This window comes from Kaistia defluvii (assembly GCF_026343955.1).
GTDB classification, from domain to species: Bacteria; Pseudomonadota; Alphaproteobacteria; order Rhizobiales; family Kaistiaceae; genus Kaistia; species Kaistia defluvii.
Genome location: NZ_JAPKNI010000003.1, coordinates 389203 through 404322 on the forward strand (window position 1 = coordinate 389203; position 15120 = coordinate 404322).

At 65.4% G+C, this 15120-nt stretch carries 15 protein-coding genes; 11 read left to right on the forward strand and 4 right to left on the reverse strand.

What is annotated here, in order from left to right; all coding sequences use genetic code 11:
• Positions 1-448: 448 nt before the first annotated feature.
• From OSH10_RS09870 to OSH10_RS09885, 4 genes are all read left to right on the forward strand, one after another.
• Positions 449-1762, forward strand: a complete 1314-nt coding sequence (locus OSH10_RS09870; protein ID WP_266331498.1) for an ABC transporter substrate-binding protein — start codon at positions 449-451, stop codon at positions 1760-1762.
• Between the two features lie 75 nt (positions 1763-1837).
• Positions 1838-2803 (forward strand): carbohydrate ABC transporter permease, encoded by a 966-nt coding sequence (locus OSH10_RS09875; protein WP_266331499.1) that lies wholly within the window; start codon positions 1838-1840, stop codon positions 2801-2803.
• Entirely contained in the window at positions 2800-3663 is an 864-nt protein-coding gene (locus OSH10_RS09880) for a carbohydrate ABC transporter permease (protein ID WP_266331500.1), read from the forward strand. The genes OSH10_RS09875 and OSH10_RS09880 overlap by 4 nt, the downstream gene beginning before the upstream one ends.
• The gene (locus OSH10_RS09885; RefSeq protein WP_266331502.1) at positions 3660-4016 is read left to right on the forward strand and encodes an L-rhamnose mutarotase; all 357 of its coding nucleotides are present in this window, start codon (positions 3660-3662) and stop codon (positions 4014-4016) included. The genes OSH10_RS09880 and OSH10_RS09885 overlap by 4 nt, the downstream gene beginning before the upstream one ends.
• Positions 4017-4020: 4 nt before the next feature.
• On the opposite strand, the gene OSH10_RS09890 is transcribed toward OSH10_RS09885, so the two are convergent.
• Positions 4021-4998, reverse strand: coding sequence for an IclR family transcriptional regulator (locus tag OSH10_RS09890; protein WP_266331503.1), 978 nt, complete (start codon positions 4996-4998; stop codon positions 4021-4023).
• 199 nt (positions 4999-5197) lie between these two features.
• On the opposite strand from OSH10_RS09890, the gene OSH10_RS09895 reads away from it, so the two are divergent.
• The 7 genes from OSH10_RS09895 (at position 5198) to OSH10_RS09925 (ending at position 12042) form a co-directional block, all read left to right on the forward strand.
• Entirely contained in the window at positions 5198-6220 is a 1023-nt protein-coding gene (locus OSH10_RS09895; RefSeq protein ID WP_266331504.1) for a succinylglutamate desuccinylase/aspartoacylase family protein, read from the forward strand.
• Positions 6217-7155, forward strand: coding sequence for a threonine ammonia-lyase (locus tag OSH10_RS09900; RefSeq protein ID WP_266331506.1), 939 nt, complete (start codon positions 6217-6219; stop codon positions 7153-7155). The genes OSH10_RS09895 and OSH10_RS09900 overlap by 4 nt, the downstream gene beginning before the upstream one ends.
• A 178-nt stretch (positions 7156-7333) precedes the next feature.
• Positions 7334-8257 carry an AraC family transcriptional regulator gene (locus tag OSH10_RS09905; protein ID WP_266331507.1) on the forward strand — a complete coding sequence of 308 codons (924 nt, stop codon included), beginning with the start codon at positions 7334-7336 and terminating at the stop codon, positions 8255-8257.
• Between the two features lie 340 nt (positions 8258-8597).
• Positions 8598-9983, forward strand: coding sequence for an extracellular solute-binding protein (locus OSH10_RS09910; protein ID WP_407660703.1), 1386 nt, complete (start codon positions 8598-8600; stop codon positions 9981-9983).
• Between the two features lie 133 nt (positions 9984-10116).
• A complete protein-coding gene (locus OSH10_RS09915; protein ID WP_266331510.1) occupies positions 10117-10998 on the forward strand; it encodes a carbohydrate ABC transporter permease in 882 nt (293 codons plus the stop codon).
• On the forward strand, positions 10995-11831 hold the full coding sequence (locus tag OSH10_RS09920; protein ID WP_266331511.1) for a carbohydrate ABC transporter permease: 837 nt from the start codon (positions 10995-10997) through the stop codon (positions 11829-11831). Before OSH10_RS09915 ends, OSH10_RS09920 begins: the two co-directional genes overlap by 4 nt.
• 4 nt (positions 11832-11835) lie before the next feature.
• On the forward strand, positions 11836-12042 hold the full coding sequence (locus OSH10_RS09925; protein WP_266331512.1) for a DUF2160 family membrane protein: 207 nt from the start codon (positions 11836-11838) through the stop codon (positions 12040-12042).
• An 89-nt stretch (positions 12043-12131) separates the two neighbouring features.
• On the opposite strand, the gene OSH10_RS09930 is transcribed toward OSH10_RS09925, so the two are convergent.
• The 3 genes from OSH10_RS09930 to OSH10_RS09940 form a co-directional block, all read right to left on the reverse strand.
• Positions 12132-13415: a TRAP transporter large permease gene (locus OSH10_RS09930; RefSeq protein WP_266331513.1), complete on the reverse strand. Its 1284-nt coding sequence runs from the start codon at positions 13413-13415 to the stop codon at positions 12132-12134.
• The gene (locus tag OSH10_RS09935) at positions 13412-13978 is read right to left on the reverse strand and encodes a TRAP transporter small permease (protein WP_266331514.1); all 567 of its coding nucleotides are present in this window, start codon (positions 13976-13978) and stop codon (positions 13412-13414) included. Before OSH10_RS09935 ends, OSH10_RS09930 begins: the two co-directional genes overlap by 4 nt.
• Positions 13979-14050: 72 nt before the next feature.
• Positions 14051-15007, reverse strand: coding sequence for a TRAP transporter substrate-binding protein (locus OSH10_RS09940; protein WP_266331515.1), 957 nt, complete (start codon positions 15005-15007; stop codon positions 14051-14053).
• Between the last annotated feature and the right edge of the window lie 113 nt (positions 15008-15120).

The window sequence follows — 15120 nt, forward strand, 5'->3', positions numbered from 1 at the left end:
GGCTGATCCGCAAGGAGGTCAGCAGCTGCGCTTCTCTTCTCTCCCGGCGAGAGGCGGTCCCACCATCGGATATTTATCAATCTTTTAAATCACTTGCTCCGCCGCGCTTGCGCGGCGGGCTGCTTTCGGCTGCCCCTCGCCCCACCCGATCGACAACGCGCTTTCTTATAAGAAATTACTATTTCAATAGAAAAACCGCTGTGCTAGCGTTGCCGCATGGCCGCGCAAAATCCCGCTTCAAGGGAGGCGGCCATGGCGGGGTGACAGGGATGCTGACCGCTTCAATCGCGCCTTCTTTCGACTGCCTCGCGCAAGCGATGGCGGCGCGGGAAGCGTACCGCTCGGCGACCCGAAGGAAGACCAGACCCAGGCGGCGGATTGCTCTCCGCCGGGTCCGGTCCGGATTCCAGAACAGCAGCGCGACCAAACCTGACGGAAGGGACACACCATGACATCGACCTCTCTCGCGGCCGGAGGGCGCCGCCGATCGGCCCGCGCCATGCTCGCCGGCCTCGCCTTCGCCTCGCTGACGGCCTTGGCAGGCCCGGCGGCGCTGGCTGCCGACACCACGACGATCCGCGTCCTGAACTGGGAGCCGGGCGGCGCGGATTATTGGAAGGCGCTGGTCGCCGAATTCGAGAAGCAGAACCCGGATATCAAGGTCGAGCTCGAGACGGTGCCGTTCGACCGCTATCCGGAAGTCCAGGGCCCCTACATCACGACCAAGAGCGGCCCGGACGTGATGGAGAACAATGCCGGCCTCGAGCTGTTCGACCGCCGCCGCGCCTATGCCGAGCTGCCGCCGGAAGTGCTGGAAGCCGGCAAGGACCTGATCACCTATAGCGGCGGCTGCCTGAACTTCGACACGACGAAAGCCTGCTATGGCCTGCCCTTCGGCTACCAGGGCAACGTCATGTACTACAACAAGAAGGTGCTCGCCGAAGCCGGACTCGATCCGGCCAACCCGCCCAAGACCTGGGACGAGATGGGGGCGGCGTGCGAGAAGGTGAAGGCGGTCGGCAAGACCTGCCTCGCCATCGGCCTTTCCGGCATCTTCCCGGCCTATTGGGACTTCCCGGAAATCGCGCGCAACTACCTGACCGAAGACGACATGCGCGCCATGCTCGCCGGCAAGATGCCCTGGACCGACCCGAAGATGGTCAACATCCTCAAGGGCCTGGCCTCGATCACCGAGAAGGGCTGGACCAATTCCAGCGCCCCCTCGATCACCATGCTGCCGGACGGCGCCGACATCTTCCAGAGCGGCAATGCCGCCTTTGCCGGCACCATCATCTCCGACGCCGTCAACTGGGCCGCCTTCGGCAAGGTGCTGGGCGACGAAAACCTCGGCGCCATGCGCTGGCCGACCCTTGTCGCCGACGCGCCACTGGCCAACAGCTTCTCCGGCATCGAAAGCTCGGTCTTCGGCGTCACCTCCTGGAGCGACAAGAAGGACGCCGCCTTCAAGTTCGTGAAGTTTATCGCCGGCAAGGAGAATGCCGAACTGCTGACCAAGATCGCCGGCGGCATATCGCTCAACAAGAACGTCGATCCGTCGGTCATGCCGAAGTCGCAGGCGCTCTCCCAGATCCTCGAGATCATCAAGACGCCGACGCTGCATGCCGGCGTGCTGCTCTCCGGACAGGAAGCCGACGCGCTCGCCCGCGGCTGGCAGGAGGTCGCGCTCGGCCGTCTGTCGGTCGAGGATTGGACCGGCCGCATGCAGAAGGCGCTCGAGCAGAGCCCGAGCAAGCGCCAGTAACGCTTGGCGCCCGCAACAAGGGAGGACGGTCCAGGCCGCCCTCCCCGTCTCCCCCAGCAACAGGCAGGAATTTCGATGGCTGAAACGGCCAATCTGGCGACCGCGCCGAACCGGATGGCGAAACGCGACCCACGCCGCGAAGGCGCGACGGGATCGCGGCGGGTGTTCATCCGCAAGGAGACGCTGATCGCGCTTCTGTTCGTGCTGCCCGGCCTGGCGCTGGCGATCCTGTTCAAGCTGGTGCCGCTGCTGCGCGGCATCTGGCTGAGCTTCCTGGAGACGCGCGGCTTCGAGGACCCGACCTTTGCCGGCCTCGCCAATTACCGCACCATGCTGGCCGACCCGTCGGTGCATGACTCGTTCCGCAACGCGCTGATCGCCTTCGCGACGCTGCCGGTCTGGATCGTGCTGCCGCTGGTGCTGGCCTTCCTGCTGTTCCAGAAGACGCCGGGCTGGAAGTTCTTCCGCGCCGCGTTTTTCCTCCCCTACATGATCGCGCCGATCGTCGTCGGCATCATGTTTCGCCAGATCCTGGCGCCGGATGGCCCGCTCAATGCGGTGCTGCGCGCCATCGGCCTGGCGCCACTCGCCATCGAATGGCTGAACGGCCCGACCAGCGCGCTGCTGGCGCTCACCGCCGTCGCGCTTTGGAGCTTCTTCGGCCTCGGCGTGCTCACCTATCTCTCGGGGCTATCGACCGTGTCGGAAGAGGTCGTCGAAGCCGCCAAGCTCGACGGCGCCGGCTTCTGGCGGCTGCTCTTCCACATCATCATGCCGCTGCTGAAATCGGTGATCGGCTACTGGGCGGTGCTCTGCACCTCCGGCATCCTGATCTGGATGTTCCCGCTGATCTACGCGCTGACCAAGGGCGGGCCGGGAACGGCGACCGTGCTGCCGGAATTCCTCGTTTTCACCACGACGTTCCAGTTCCTCGATCGCGGCCTCGGCGCGGCCATCGGCATGGCGCTGTTCGTGTTCGTCGCCATCGTCTCGGCCTTTGTGGTCCGCCGCATGTATGTCGAAGGAGCGCAGAAGAAATGACCGCGACCGCCGCCTCCGACAAGATGACGGTATCCTCGATGCGCATCGTTCTGACACGCTGGCTGGTCACGGCGGTGCTCGTCGTGCTCGCCGTGGTCACGCTCTACCCGCTGATCTTCACGGTGATCAATTCGCTGAAGACGCGGGCCGCCTATTCGGCCGATCCGCTCGGCTTCCTCACCGACATCACCTTCGAGAACTACCTCGAGACCTTCGAGCGCATGAAGGTCTGGCGGCTGCTTCTGAACAGCATCATCACCACGGCGGGCGGGCTGGTCCTCTCCACCGTCGCGGCGCTGTTCATCGCCTATGCCGTCACCAAGCTGAAGATGCGCGGCGGCAACTACATCTTCCTGTTCGTCATCGCCATGCTGGTGATCCCGAGCCAGGTGATCATCTATCCGCTCTACGAGACCATCCTCGATCTCGGCTTCGGCGGCACCTATCAGGGCCTGATCCTCGCCTATGCCGCCTTCGGCCTGCCGCTCGGCACCTATCTGCTATCGGCCTATTTCCGCGCCATTCCCGACGAGCTGATCGAGGCGGCGCGGCTCGACGGCGCCGGCGACATCCGCATCCTGTTCTCCATCCTGCTGCCGATCTCGACGCCGGCGATCGCCGCCCTCTCGATCCTCAACTTCGTCTGGATGTGGAACGACCTGCTGCTGCCGCTAGTGATCATGGGCGGCTCCGAAAAGAAGACGCTGATGGTCGGCGTGGCGCTGCTTTCCGGCCAGTACGACGTCTCCATCCCCCTGATCAGCGCCGGGCTGATCGTGGCGCTGGCCCCGGTCATCGTCGTCTACATGCTGTTCCAGCGCCAGATCCTGTCCGGCGCCATCGCGGGAGCCGTCCGATGAAGCGCGATCCGAAGCCGGGCGAGCCGGTGCTGTTCCTCTATCGCCTGAAGCCCGGCGCCGGCCCGGAATATGACCGCTGGCACGCCGCCGTCTGGCCGGAACTGCTGGCCGAGATCGAGGCGGCCGGCTTCGAGGACTACCAGATCTGGCGGCACGAGGAGATCGTCGTGTCGCGCCTGCGCGGCCGCGAGGGATACCGCGCGGCGGAAGCGATCATGCAGGCGAGCGCGATCCAGAAGCGCTGGACCGCGACGCTGTCGCATCTGTTCGAAAGCTACGAGACGCCAGACGGCGAGCCGCTCTGGCTCGACGAAGTGTTCCGCCTTGCCGTCCGGCCCGACCGTGACGGCTGAGCCCCTAGCCGCCGACCGGGCCGCCCGTATTGGCGAGCGGGAAGCGCGGCTCGGCCAGATGACCGCCGAACAGGGTGGTGATGCTGGCGGCCGCCTCGTACAGGATCCGCGTCGCATCCTCCATCGGCACCTTCTCGGTCGCCGAGGCGAGGAACGGCATGGTGATCACCGCCGGCGCGTGGCCCTCGGCATCGAGGATCGGGAAGCTGATGTCGGTGATCCCCTTCAGCGCCTCGCCGACGATCATCTCGTAGCCGACCGAACGCACCACCTCGACCCGCTTCCTGAGCCAGTCCATCTCGCTTTTCGGCGCGGTCTGGCCGATCGCCTCGAACAGCCATTCCTGCATCGATGGCGACTGGTAGGCGATCAGCAGGCGGCCGGACGCGGTGCGGATCGCCGGGTTCTGCGTGCCGACGCGCAGGCGGAAGCCGAGCGGCGCCGGGCTGTCGACCTGGGCGACGACGCGGATCGACAGGCCGTCGAGCACGGCCAGGTGAAAGGCCTGGTAGGCCTCGATCGAGGCGCGGTTGATCACCGGCCGCGCCACGTCGATCAGCCGGCGCATCGGCGGATAGCGGTAGGACAGGTCGTGCAGCTTGGTCGAGAGCACCAGGCTTTCCTCGCCCGGCGGGCGCTGGATGTAGCCGCGCCGCTCCAGCGCCACGACGACCCGGTACACCTCCTGCAGCGAACGGCCGAGCTGCTGCGCGATCTGGCTCGGCGTGACGCCCTCGGAAAGGCTGGCGAGCAGTTCGAGCACGTCGAGGCCCTTTTCCAGCGCCGGCGCGCTATAAGCCGGCTTCACCACCTTGCCGGCGGCCGCGGTCTTGGCGGCGCGCTTGGGCGCCGGCTTCTCGGCCTTTGCCGCCTTGGACTTGGCGGCCTTGGCGACGGGCTCGTCCGCCAGCGCGGCCGCCTGCTGTCCCGCCCCGGCTTCGCCCGCACCCTTCCCGCCGGATGGCCGCTTCGCAGTGGTCATAGCGTTTCTCCTTTGGTTCAGGTCATCGCCGGGCTGGCGCCGGCGCGCAAGATGGCATTTGCGCCAGCATGCCCTCGCCTTGTATCAAATATCAACTCTTGATATCATCAGTGATAGAAAATAGGGTTACACCATCCGCCGACCCGATCGGTTTTCCTCTCGATCTCACCCCTTTGGTCGTCCCCGCACAGAGCAGAAAATGGGCCTGAACGCTAAACAACTGGCACAATGCACCGTCGACTTCGACAAGGACGGCAAGCAGAGCGGCTATTTCAACTTGCCGCTTTCCGTTCATGACGACGCCTGGGGCGTGATCCGCGTACCGCTCGCCGTCATCAAGAACGGCGTCGGCCCGACCGTCATTCTCGAAGGCGGCAATCATGGCGACGAATATGAAGGCCCGATCGCGCTCGGCGAACTGATCCGCGATCTCGACCCCGGCAAGGTCGCCGGCCGGCTCATCTTCGTGCCCGCGATCAACCTGCCGGCCGTGCTTGCGGCCCGCCGCACCTCGCCGATCGACGATCTCAACATGAACCGGACCTTTCCGGGCGACGCTAACGGCACCGCGACGCAGCAGATCTCGGCCTTCGTCAACGACGCCCTGTTCCCGATGGGCGACGCGTTCCTGGATCTGCATTCCGGCGGCTCCTCGCTCGATTTGATGCCGAGTTCGGTGATCGAGCCGGTCGCCGATCCCGTCCAGCACGCCAAGAACGTCGCCGCCGTCACCGCCTTCGACGCGCCGCTGATCGTCGTCATCGACAATCGCGGCGACCACCGCACGGCGACCGCTTCGGCGGCCCGCGCAGGCCTTACCGTGGTCGGCACCGAGATGGCCGGCGGCGGCACCGTCTCACTCGATGCGCTCGACATCTGCCGCCGCGGCGTGCGCAACGTGCTGTCGCATCTCGGCGTGCTGCCGCCGGAAATGGCGGCGGCGCCGCGCCACGAACAGCGCCTGTTCGAACTGCCGGGCTCCGACGCCTTCGTGCTGGCCGACGATGACGGCGTGTTCGAGCCCTTCCACAGAAACGGAACGATGGTGTCGCGCGGCCAGCCGGCCGGCCGCATCCACTTCCTGTCGCATCCCGACCGCAAGCCGGCCGAACTCGCTTACGCCGCCGACGGCATCCAGTATGGTCGCCGCCAGCCCGGCCGGGTCCGTCCCGGCAATTGCTGCCTCGTCGTCGCCTCGCCCTATGGGGGTTCGCTGAAATGATTAATCTCGCCGATATCCAGGCCGCGGCCACGCGGATCGCGCCGCATATCCGCCGCACGCCGAACATCCGCGCCGATGCGCTGGCAGAGCCCGTCACCGAGGCGAACCTGTCGCTGAAGCTCGAATGCCTGCAGCCGACCGGCTCGTTCAAGGCGCGCGGCGCCACCAACAAGCTGCTGACGACGCCGAAGGAAGAACTGGCCGGTGGCGTCGTTACGGCGTCCGGCGGCAATCATGGCCTCGCCACGGCGCGCGCCGCCAAGCTCGCCGGCGTGCCGGCCACCATCTTCGTGCCCAAAAGCATCACGCCGGCCAAGGTCGACAAGCTGAAGCGCTGGGGCGCCACGGTCGAGATCATCGGCGACATCTGGAACGAGACCAACCTGCACGCGCTGGCCTTCGCCAAGGCGAACGGGGCCGCCTATTTCCATCCCTTCGCCGACCCGGCCGTCATCGCCGGCCAGGGCACCACGGCGCTGGAACTGCTGGACGAACTCCCCGACGTCGACACCGTGCTGGTGGCGATCGGCGGCGGCGGCCTGATCTCCGGCATGGGCGTCGCCATCAAGGCGCTGAAACCATCGGTCCGGATCATCGGCATCGAGCCCGTGGGCTCGCCGACGCTGAAGGCCTCGCTCGACGCCGGCCATGTCGTCCGCCTGCCGACGATCACCAGCCGCGTCGCCACCATGTCCTGCGCCGAGACGGATCCCGGCGTGTTCGAGCTGGTGCGCGACCATGTCGACGAGATCGTGCTGGTCTCCGACGAGGACATGCTCGAGGCGAGCCGCTGGCTGTGGTTCGAGATGGGGATCGCCGCCGATCTTTCCGGCGCGGCCGCCATCGCCGCGCTGCGTGCGAAGGTGCTGACCTTCCCCGCCGGCCACACGGTTGGCGCGCTGGTCTGCGGCGCCGGTCCCGACGCGCTGGTCTGAACCGACCGCCGCACGAAGACCGCTGTCGCGCAGCCCGCGATGGCGGCTTTGGCGCGGCCAATTATTTTGAGTCGAAGATTCCGTCCAATCCGGTACCATGCTCCGCGAGGAACAGGGACCGAACGGCTCAGGCGTGGCAACAACGCCGCCGCAGGTCCCCCGAGAAGGAGGGGCCGCCATGGGGTTCGAGCGCCGGTTTGCGCCCGATTTCGAGGTCATTGTCTGCGCGCCGTCGGAATCGTTCCGATGGAACGTGCACGACTATCCGCATCATCTGGCGAAGTGGCACCACCATCCCGAATATGAACTGCACCTGATCCAGGCCAGTTCGGGCAAGATGATGATCGGCGACCATGTCGGCGACTTTCAGGCGGGCTGCCTGGTTCTGACGGGCCCCGACCTGCCGCATAACTGGGTCAGCGCCAGCCAGCCCGGCGAGCGCATTCCCGATCGCGACATGCTGATCCAGTTCAGCCCGGCCTTCGCGGAGAAGGTCTCCGACCTCTGCCCGGAATTCGGCGATGTCGCGACCCTGTTCGCCGACGCGGCGCGCGGTGTCGAATTCAGCGGCGAGACGGCGGAGGCAGGTCGCCGCCTGCTGCGCGAGATCGGCGGCACGCACGGGCCGCAGCGGCTGGTGCTCTTCCTGGAACTGATGACCGTGCTGGCGCAGACCCCGCGCGAGCGCCGCATTCTTTCGCGCGCCGCGCCCAGCTTCGTCGCCCAGACGCGCTCGTCGGAGAAGCTCGAGATCGCGATCAGCCACATCCTGAAGAATTTCGCCAGCGAGATCCGCCTGTCCAAGGTCGCCGCGCTGTGCGGCATGGAATCGAGCGCCTTCTCGCGCTTCTTCAAGAAGCAGACCGGCCATACCTTCGCCCGCTACGTGAACTGTTCGCGCGTCCACGCGGCCTGCAACCTGCTGAGCCAGACCGAGAAGCCGATCACCGACATCTGCTTCGAGGTCGGCTTCAACAATGTCGCCAATTTCAACCGCCAGTTCGTCAAGATCTGCGGTCAGTCGCCCTCCACCTATCGGCGCGATTCCCGCCGCATCGGCACCATCACGCGCTTCGATCACCGGGTCGGCGCAACCGTTTGAGAGGGTTCGGCGGACCGCACAACGCCGCCCGTCCCTCCGACAAAAATGTACAGAAGCGACGGCAATCGCGCGTGGTGACGTCGTTCTCGCTCTTCTAGAGTTTGGTCCTGAAGCATGCGGTTCATCGGCAAGTCCGAGGTTTTGAGGAAAGCCCCGCCAGCTTCTTGAGGCCACACATACGGCGCGCGCCGTGCAGACCATGGCGCGCTTGAGGTCCGGTCCACGCGAATGGGCGCGAATGTCCATGCCTGTTTCACCGGGTCGCCGTCGACAATCCGAGGGAGGACGAGGAATGTCTGGTTTGAAACGTATGATGCTCGGCGCGATCGCGGCGGGCCTGATGGCCGGCGTGGCGCCGGCAAAGGCGGACTTCTGGTCCGACGCCGGCAAGGAACTGACCGGCACGACCATCCGTGGCGTCTCCGAGAGCACGCCGCCTTCCAACTACGTCAAGAACGTGCTGGCCCCTGCCTTCACCAAGGCGACCGGCATCAATGTCGAGTTCGAGGCGACGTCCTGGGACCAGATGTACGACAAGGCGATCAAGGACATGGAGGCCAATACAGGCATCTATGACTTCGTCTATATCGAGCAGGACGCCGTCTATGGCTATCTCGCCCGCGACTTCCTTGTCGACATCACCAAGTTCATCGCGGACAATCCGAAGCTGAAGGCGCCCGATTACGATCCGGCCAACTTCACCACCTTCGCCAACTACTTCAAGGGCAAGGACGGCGACCTGTTCGGCGTGCCGATGGAGGCCTTCATCAAGGTCTACCTCTACCGCAAGGACCTGTTCGAGGATCCGGCGGTCAAGGAAGCCTTCAAGGCGAAGTACAATCGCGACCTGGCGCCGGCCAAGAACCACGCCGAATATGTCGAGATCGCCGACTTCTTCACCCAGTGGGGCAAGGACAAGGGCATCGAGCTCTGGGGTTCGACGGTCCAGGCCAATACCGGCCACCCGGCCTCCTGGTATGAATATGTCGAGAGCGTCGCCCCGACCTTCGGCGTCTACAACTGGGGCATCGATGCCTCGAACAACTACGCCGCCACCGTCGAGCATGGCGGCAAGATGAACAGCCCCGAAGCCAAGAAGGCGCTGGAATTCTGGGTCGGCCTGCTGAAGGACGCCCCGCCGGAATCCACCGCATCGACCTGGGACGAGGTCGCGGCGACCTTCGGCGCCGGCCGCGCCGCGCAGGGTCTCGTCTATGGCGAGAACGCTGCCTGGATCGCCACCGACGAATCCAAGTCGAAGGTCGTGGGCAAGGTCGGCGTCGCCCTGCCGCCGGTCGAGCCCGGCGTGATGGAAGCGGCCGAAGCCGGCACCGGCTATATCGGCTACTATGATGGCGGCGCCTTCGGCATCCCGCACTCGTCGAAGAACAAGGCCGCGGCGGCCCTGTTCCTGCAGTACATCGCCCAGCCTTCGGTCCAGGCCGATTGGGCCGTGGCCGGCTCCCGCATCACGCTGCAGTCGACCTATGACGACCCGAAGGTCCAGGCGCAGGACGCCAAGACGGACGGCTACTACACGCTGATGCGCGACCAGGGCAAGCTGTTCGCCGGCGCACCGCCCTATCCGTTCCACAACCAGGTTCGCGAAGCGGTCGCCCCGATCTTCTACCAGGCGATCACCGGCGAACTGACGCCGTCCGATGCCCTCGACCAGATGGCCACGACGGCGGAAGCCGAACTGACCAAGCTCGGCTACCGCAAGTAAGCCTCCCGACGGCGGGCGGGGTTCCCCAGGGAATCTCGCCCGTTTTTTCCGGCCCGCGATTGCCTCGCTCCGCCGGAGGCGAAGCGGCCGGGTCGACGCCGGGCGCCGTCCCGTGGCAACTGGAGACAGCTTCATGCGCTCTCAATCCGTCGGCTGGCTGTTTCTCGCCCCGACCATCCTGATCCTGTTCGTCTTCGGTGTCTGGCCCTTCATCTATGTGATGGTGATCAGCTTCTTCGACTGGAACAGCTTCGCCGCCGACCCGACCATGCGCTTCAGCGGCGTGCAGAACTACCGCGCCCTCGTCTTCGACAAGGGCTTTCTCATGGCGCTGTGGAACACGCTGAAATTCGGCGTCTTCGCCGTCACCAGCCAGGTGATCCTGGGCTATCTGCTGGCGCAGCTGTTCATGAAGAACTTCCCGCTCAAGGGGCTGTTCCGCACGGTGCACACCCTGCCGCTGATGATCGCCCCCGTCGCCGTCGGCGCCACCTGGCGGCTGATGACGGTGCCCGGCCTCGGCCCGATCCCCTATTATCTCGACAAGTGGTTCGGCTATGAATTCCTGATCAGCCGCTATGTCGGCCAGGCCTTCATGACCACCGTGGTCATGGACATCTGGCACTGGACGCCGCTGGTCACGCTGACGCTGCTGGCCGCGCTGTCGTCGATGCCCAAGGAACCGTTCGAGCAGGCCCAGATCGACGGCGCCAACCGCGTCCAGACCTTCTGGTACGTGACGCTGCCGATGCTGAAGCCGGCGATCCTGTCGGCCGTCTTCATCCGCCTGATGGATGCCATGCGCACCGTCGACGAGGTCTGGATGCTGACCGGCGGCGGCCCCGGCTCGGCCACCCGCTATATCGGCCTCTACATCTGGCGCGTCGTCTTCCCGAAGACGGATTACGGCTATGGCTCGGCCATGTCGCTGATCACGCTCTACCTCACCATCGTGATGTGCTGGCTGCTCTATGCCGGTCTCGTCGCCCGCCGCGATCTGAAGAGGCCAGAATGACCCGTCCACGCCCGCTTCTGTCGATCCTGTTCTGGACCGTCTCCAGCCTGGTGACGCTGTTCCCGATCTACTGGATGTTCGTCGTCTCGGCGAAGAGCCGCGTCGAGCTGTTCGGCAAGCCGAACTTCATCATCACGACGTTCTTCTCCGAGAACTACATCAAGACCCTGACCGACCCGACCTTCCAGAAATACATGTTCAATTCGATCGTGGTCGCCACGACGAATGCGGCGCTGGTGACGACGCTGGCCCTGTTCGCCACCTATGCGCTGACGCGCTACAAGCTGACGGGCAAGGAGAACATCTTCTTCTGGACGATCACCAACCGCATGGCGCCGCCGGCGGCCTTCCTGCTGCCGCTGTTCCTGCTCTACACGCAGGTCTTCGTCGTCGGCGACTGGAAGCTGTTCGACACGCGCACCGGGCTGATCCTGCTCTATTGCGTGTTCAACCTGCCCTTCGCGATCTGGACGCTGCGCGGCGTGATCGACTCGATCCCCTCCGAACTGGACGAGGCCGCCTTTGTCGACGGCGCCAAGACCTGGCAGGTGATCTGGTACGTCATCCTGCCCCTGGCCAAGCCCGGCCTGGCCGTCACCGGCATCCTGACCTGGGTGTTCGCCTGGAACGAGTATCTGTTCGCCGCGACGCTGACGAGCGTGCATGCCCGCACCATCACCACGGGCCTGGCCGAATTCGTCACCGTCACCGGCACCAACTGGGGCCAGATGGCGGCCACCGCCATGCTGACCCTGATCCCGGCGATCGCCTTCCTGGCGCTGGTGCAGAAGCACATCGTCGCCGGTCTGACCTTCGGCGCCGTGAAGGGATGATGCGATGAGCCTCGATACGCCAGCCAAGCTCCCGGCCAAGCACGGCTTCCTGCCGATCACGACCAACCTGTTCGACCGCATCTTCATCGCGGTCGTGCTGTTCGTCGCCATCCATCTGTTCTGGATGCGCTTCGTCGAGCAGTCGCTGTCGCTCTATTTCGCGACGGCGATCTCGGTGGTGGTCGGCGCCATCGTCATCGCCCGCGGCTAGCGACCGCCGGCCCGCCCAACAAGAAGGGCCGCTCTCCTTGCCGGGAGAGCGGCCCTTCTTCGTTCGTCCACGCTGAAGCGAATGGCGGACTACTTCATGCCCATGACATGCGGCAGCCAGAGCACCGTCTGCGGCACGAAGGTGATGACCAGCAGCACGACCAGCACGATGCCGACGATCGGCAGGCTCGCCCAGACCACGTCGCGCATCGGCACCTTGGCGATCGACTGCGTGATCAGCAGGTTGAGGCCGAGCGGCGGATGGATCAGGCCGACCATCAGGTTGAGCACGATCACCAGGCCGAAATGGGTCGGGTCGATGCCGAAGCTGGTGGCGGCGGGCAGGAAGATCGGCACCAGGATGATGGTTGCCGGCGTCGAATCGAGGAACATGCCCGCGACCAGGAAGATGACGTTGACGATCAGCAGGAATTCCCAGGCCGAAAGATCCGCGCCATGCAGCAGCGCCTGGATGTCGCGCGGGATGCCGTGCACCACGACCAGATAGGCGATGAAGGACGAGACCGCGACGACCAGCATGATGTTGGCGGTCTGCAGCCCGGCCTCGGTCAGCATGCCCGGGAACAGGCGCCATTTGAATTCGCGGTGGATCACCCAGCCGACGAAGATCGCATAGAGCACCAGCACGGCGCCGAGTTCGGTGACGGTGAAGAGCCCGCCCTTGGCGCCGACGATCAGCAGGAGCGGCATGGACAGCGCCCAGGCGCTGCCCTTGAACTGCTTGCCGATCACGCCCCAGGGGCGGCGGCCGCGCGCCGGCAGATTGTGCCGCTTGGCGTAGAAGATGACGTAGGCGATCAGCGCCGAGGCGATCATCAGGCCGGGAATATAGGCGCCGATGAACAGCTTGGTGATCGAGACCTGGGCGATGACGCCGTAGATGACGAGCGGAATGCTGGGCGGGACGATCGGGCCAATCACGGCGGCGCCGGCGGTGAGCGCCGCCGCGAAGCCGCCGGAATAGCCTTCCTTGCGCATCTCCGGGATGATCAGCGCGCCGGAGGCCGAAGCATCCGCCACCGCCGAGCCGGAGATGCCGGCCAGGAAGACATTGGTGCCGACATTGACCACGCCCGACGAGCCGCGGATGCGCCCGAGCGCCGAGGAGAACAGGTCGACGACGCGGGTGGTGATGCCGCCCGAGTTCATCACCGCGGCGGCGAGGATGAAGAACGGCACCGCCAGCAGGGGGAAGGAGTCGATGCCGTTGACCATCTTCTGCGCCAGGATGAAGCCCGGCATGCCCCAGATGGCGACGATGACCAGGGCCGAGACGCCGAGCGCGATGGCGATCGGCACAGCAAGCAGGGCCAGCACCAGGAAGGTGACGGAGAGGACGCCGAGCATGATCATGATGCGGAGCTTTCGGTCGCGGCGGCGCGCGTCTCGCTGGCCGTGGCATGGGCGGCGGCCTGGGCCGCCCGGAAGGTGGCCTCCCGCTCGGCCGAAATGCGCGGCGTGAGAATGCGCTCGAGGATGAAGAACAGGCCGAGACCGGCAAAGGCGACGATCGAGCCGTAGAACCAGGCGAAGGGCAGCCCGGTGGCGGGCGCGATCTTCTGGCCGACGACGATCATCAGGTGCCGCGCATAGACGATCAGCATGACCAGGAACACCGCCGTGGCGAGATCGATGACGATGCCGAGCCGCTTGAACAGATCGGCGTTCAACCGGTCATGCAGGAAATCGATGACGATCAGTTCGCGACGGCTGATGAGCAGGGCCGAGCCGAGAAAGGTGAGCCAGATGAACAGAAGCCGAGAGATTTCGGCCATGCCCGGGGTCGCCGCGCCGATGAAATAGCGTGAGAAGACCTGGACGCAGACCAGAAGGACGATCGCGAGCAGCATCGCCCCGACCAGAAAGGTGAGCAGTCGGCGCAACAGATTGCCGGTCTGGACGAGAAGACGCGTCATCGATACCCCTCAAGGGAAGAAGAGCCCGCCGCGCGAACGCGGCGGGCTCCATGCTGCGTTACGAGCCGAGTGTTACTGGACGGCGCGGATCTTGGCGATGATCGGCTGCAGCGCCGGATCATAGGAAGCGGTCGCGGCCTTGGCCATGAACGGCGCGAGGTCCGGCTTGTGCACGATCACGCCCTCGGCGACCAGCGAGGCCAGCACGTCGGCCTGCGACTTGTCGGTATAGTCGCGATACCAGTCGGCGCTTTCGTTGGCAGCCTTGGAGAAGGCGGTGCGCAGACGCTCGTCCTGGCCCTGGTACCATTCCTCACCGCACATGAAGCCCATCGTCTCGGCCATGTGGTTGGTCATGACCAGATGCTTGGCGACTTCGTAGAAGCGCTTGTCCTTGATCGCGACCAGCGGCTGCTCGACGCCGTCGACGACGCCCTGCTGGATGGCGGTGTAGACTTCCTCGAACGGGACGGTGGCCGGATTGGCGCCGAGCGCGCGGATCGACTCGATATAGGCGGGAATGCCGGGCGCGCGGATCTTGCGGCCCTGCAGGTCGTCGAGGCTGTCGGCCGGCTTCGTCACCAGGAACTGGCGGAAGCCGTGGAAGGCCGGGCCGATGACGCGGAAGCCGGCATCCTTGGCGATCGACTCGATGATCTCCTGGCCGACCGGGCCGCGCCAGATGCGGAAGAAATGGTCCTCGTCGCGGTAGAGATAGGCGACGCCTTCGGCATTGGCCGCCGGATGGAACGAGCCGAGATCGCCGACGCTCTCATACATGCATTCGAGCACGCCGCCCTTCACCTGCTCGACCATCTCGTCGACGGTGCCCAGATGCGAACCCGGGAACAGCTCGATCGAGACGTCGCTGCCGAGATCGGCCTCGATCTTCTCCTTGAAGACCTGCATGGCCTTCGTGTCCGGGCTGTCGTCGGAGCCCGCGCCGCCAATGCGGATGGTGACGCCGGCCTGGGCCGAGACGGTGGTAATCGCTGCGACACAGACGGCCGCCAGAAGTGTCTTCAACATGCTGCATTCCCCTCAGTGGTTCTTCTTGTTCCGGCACGCCGCATTCGCGTGCTTACCGGCCCTGCTCTTCGATCCAGCGTCGTTTCCGGTCGTCAACTCTCGAAAACGATACT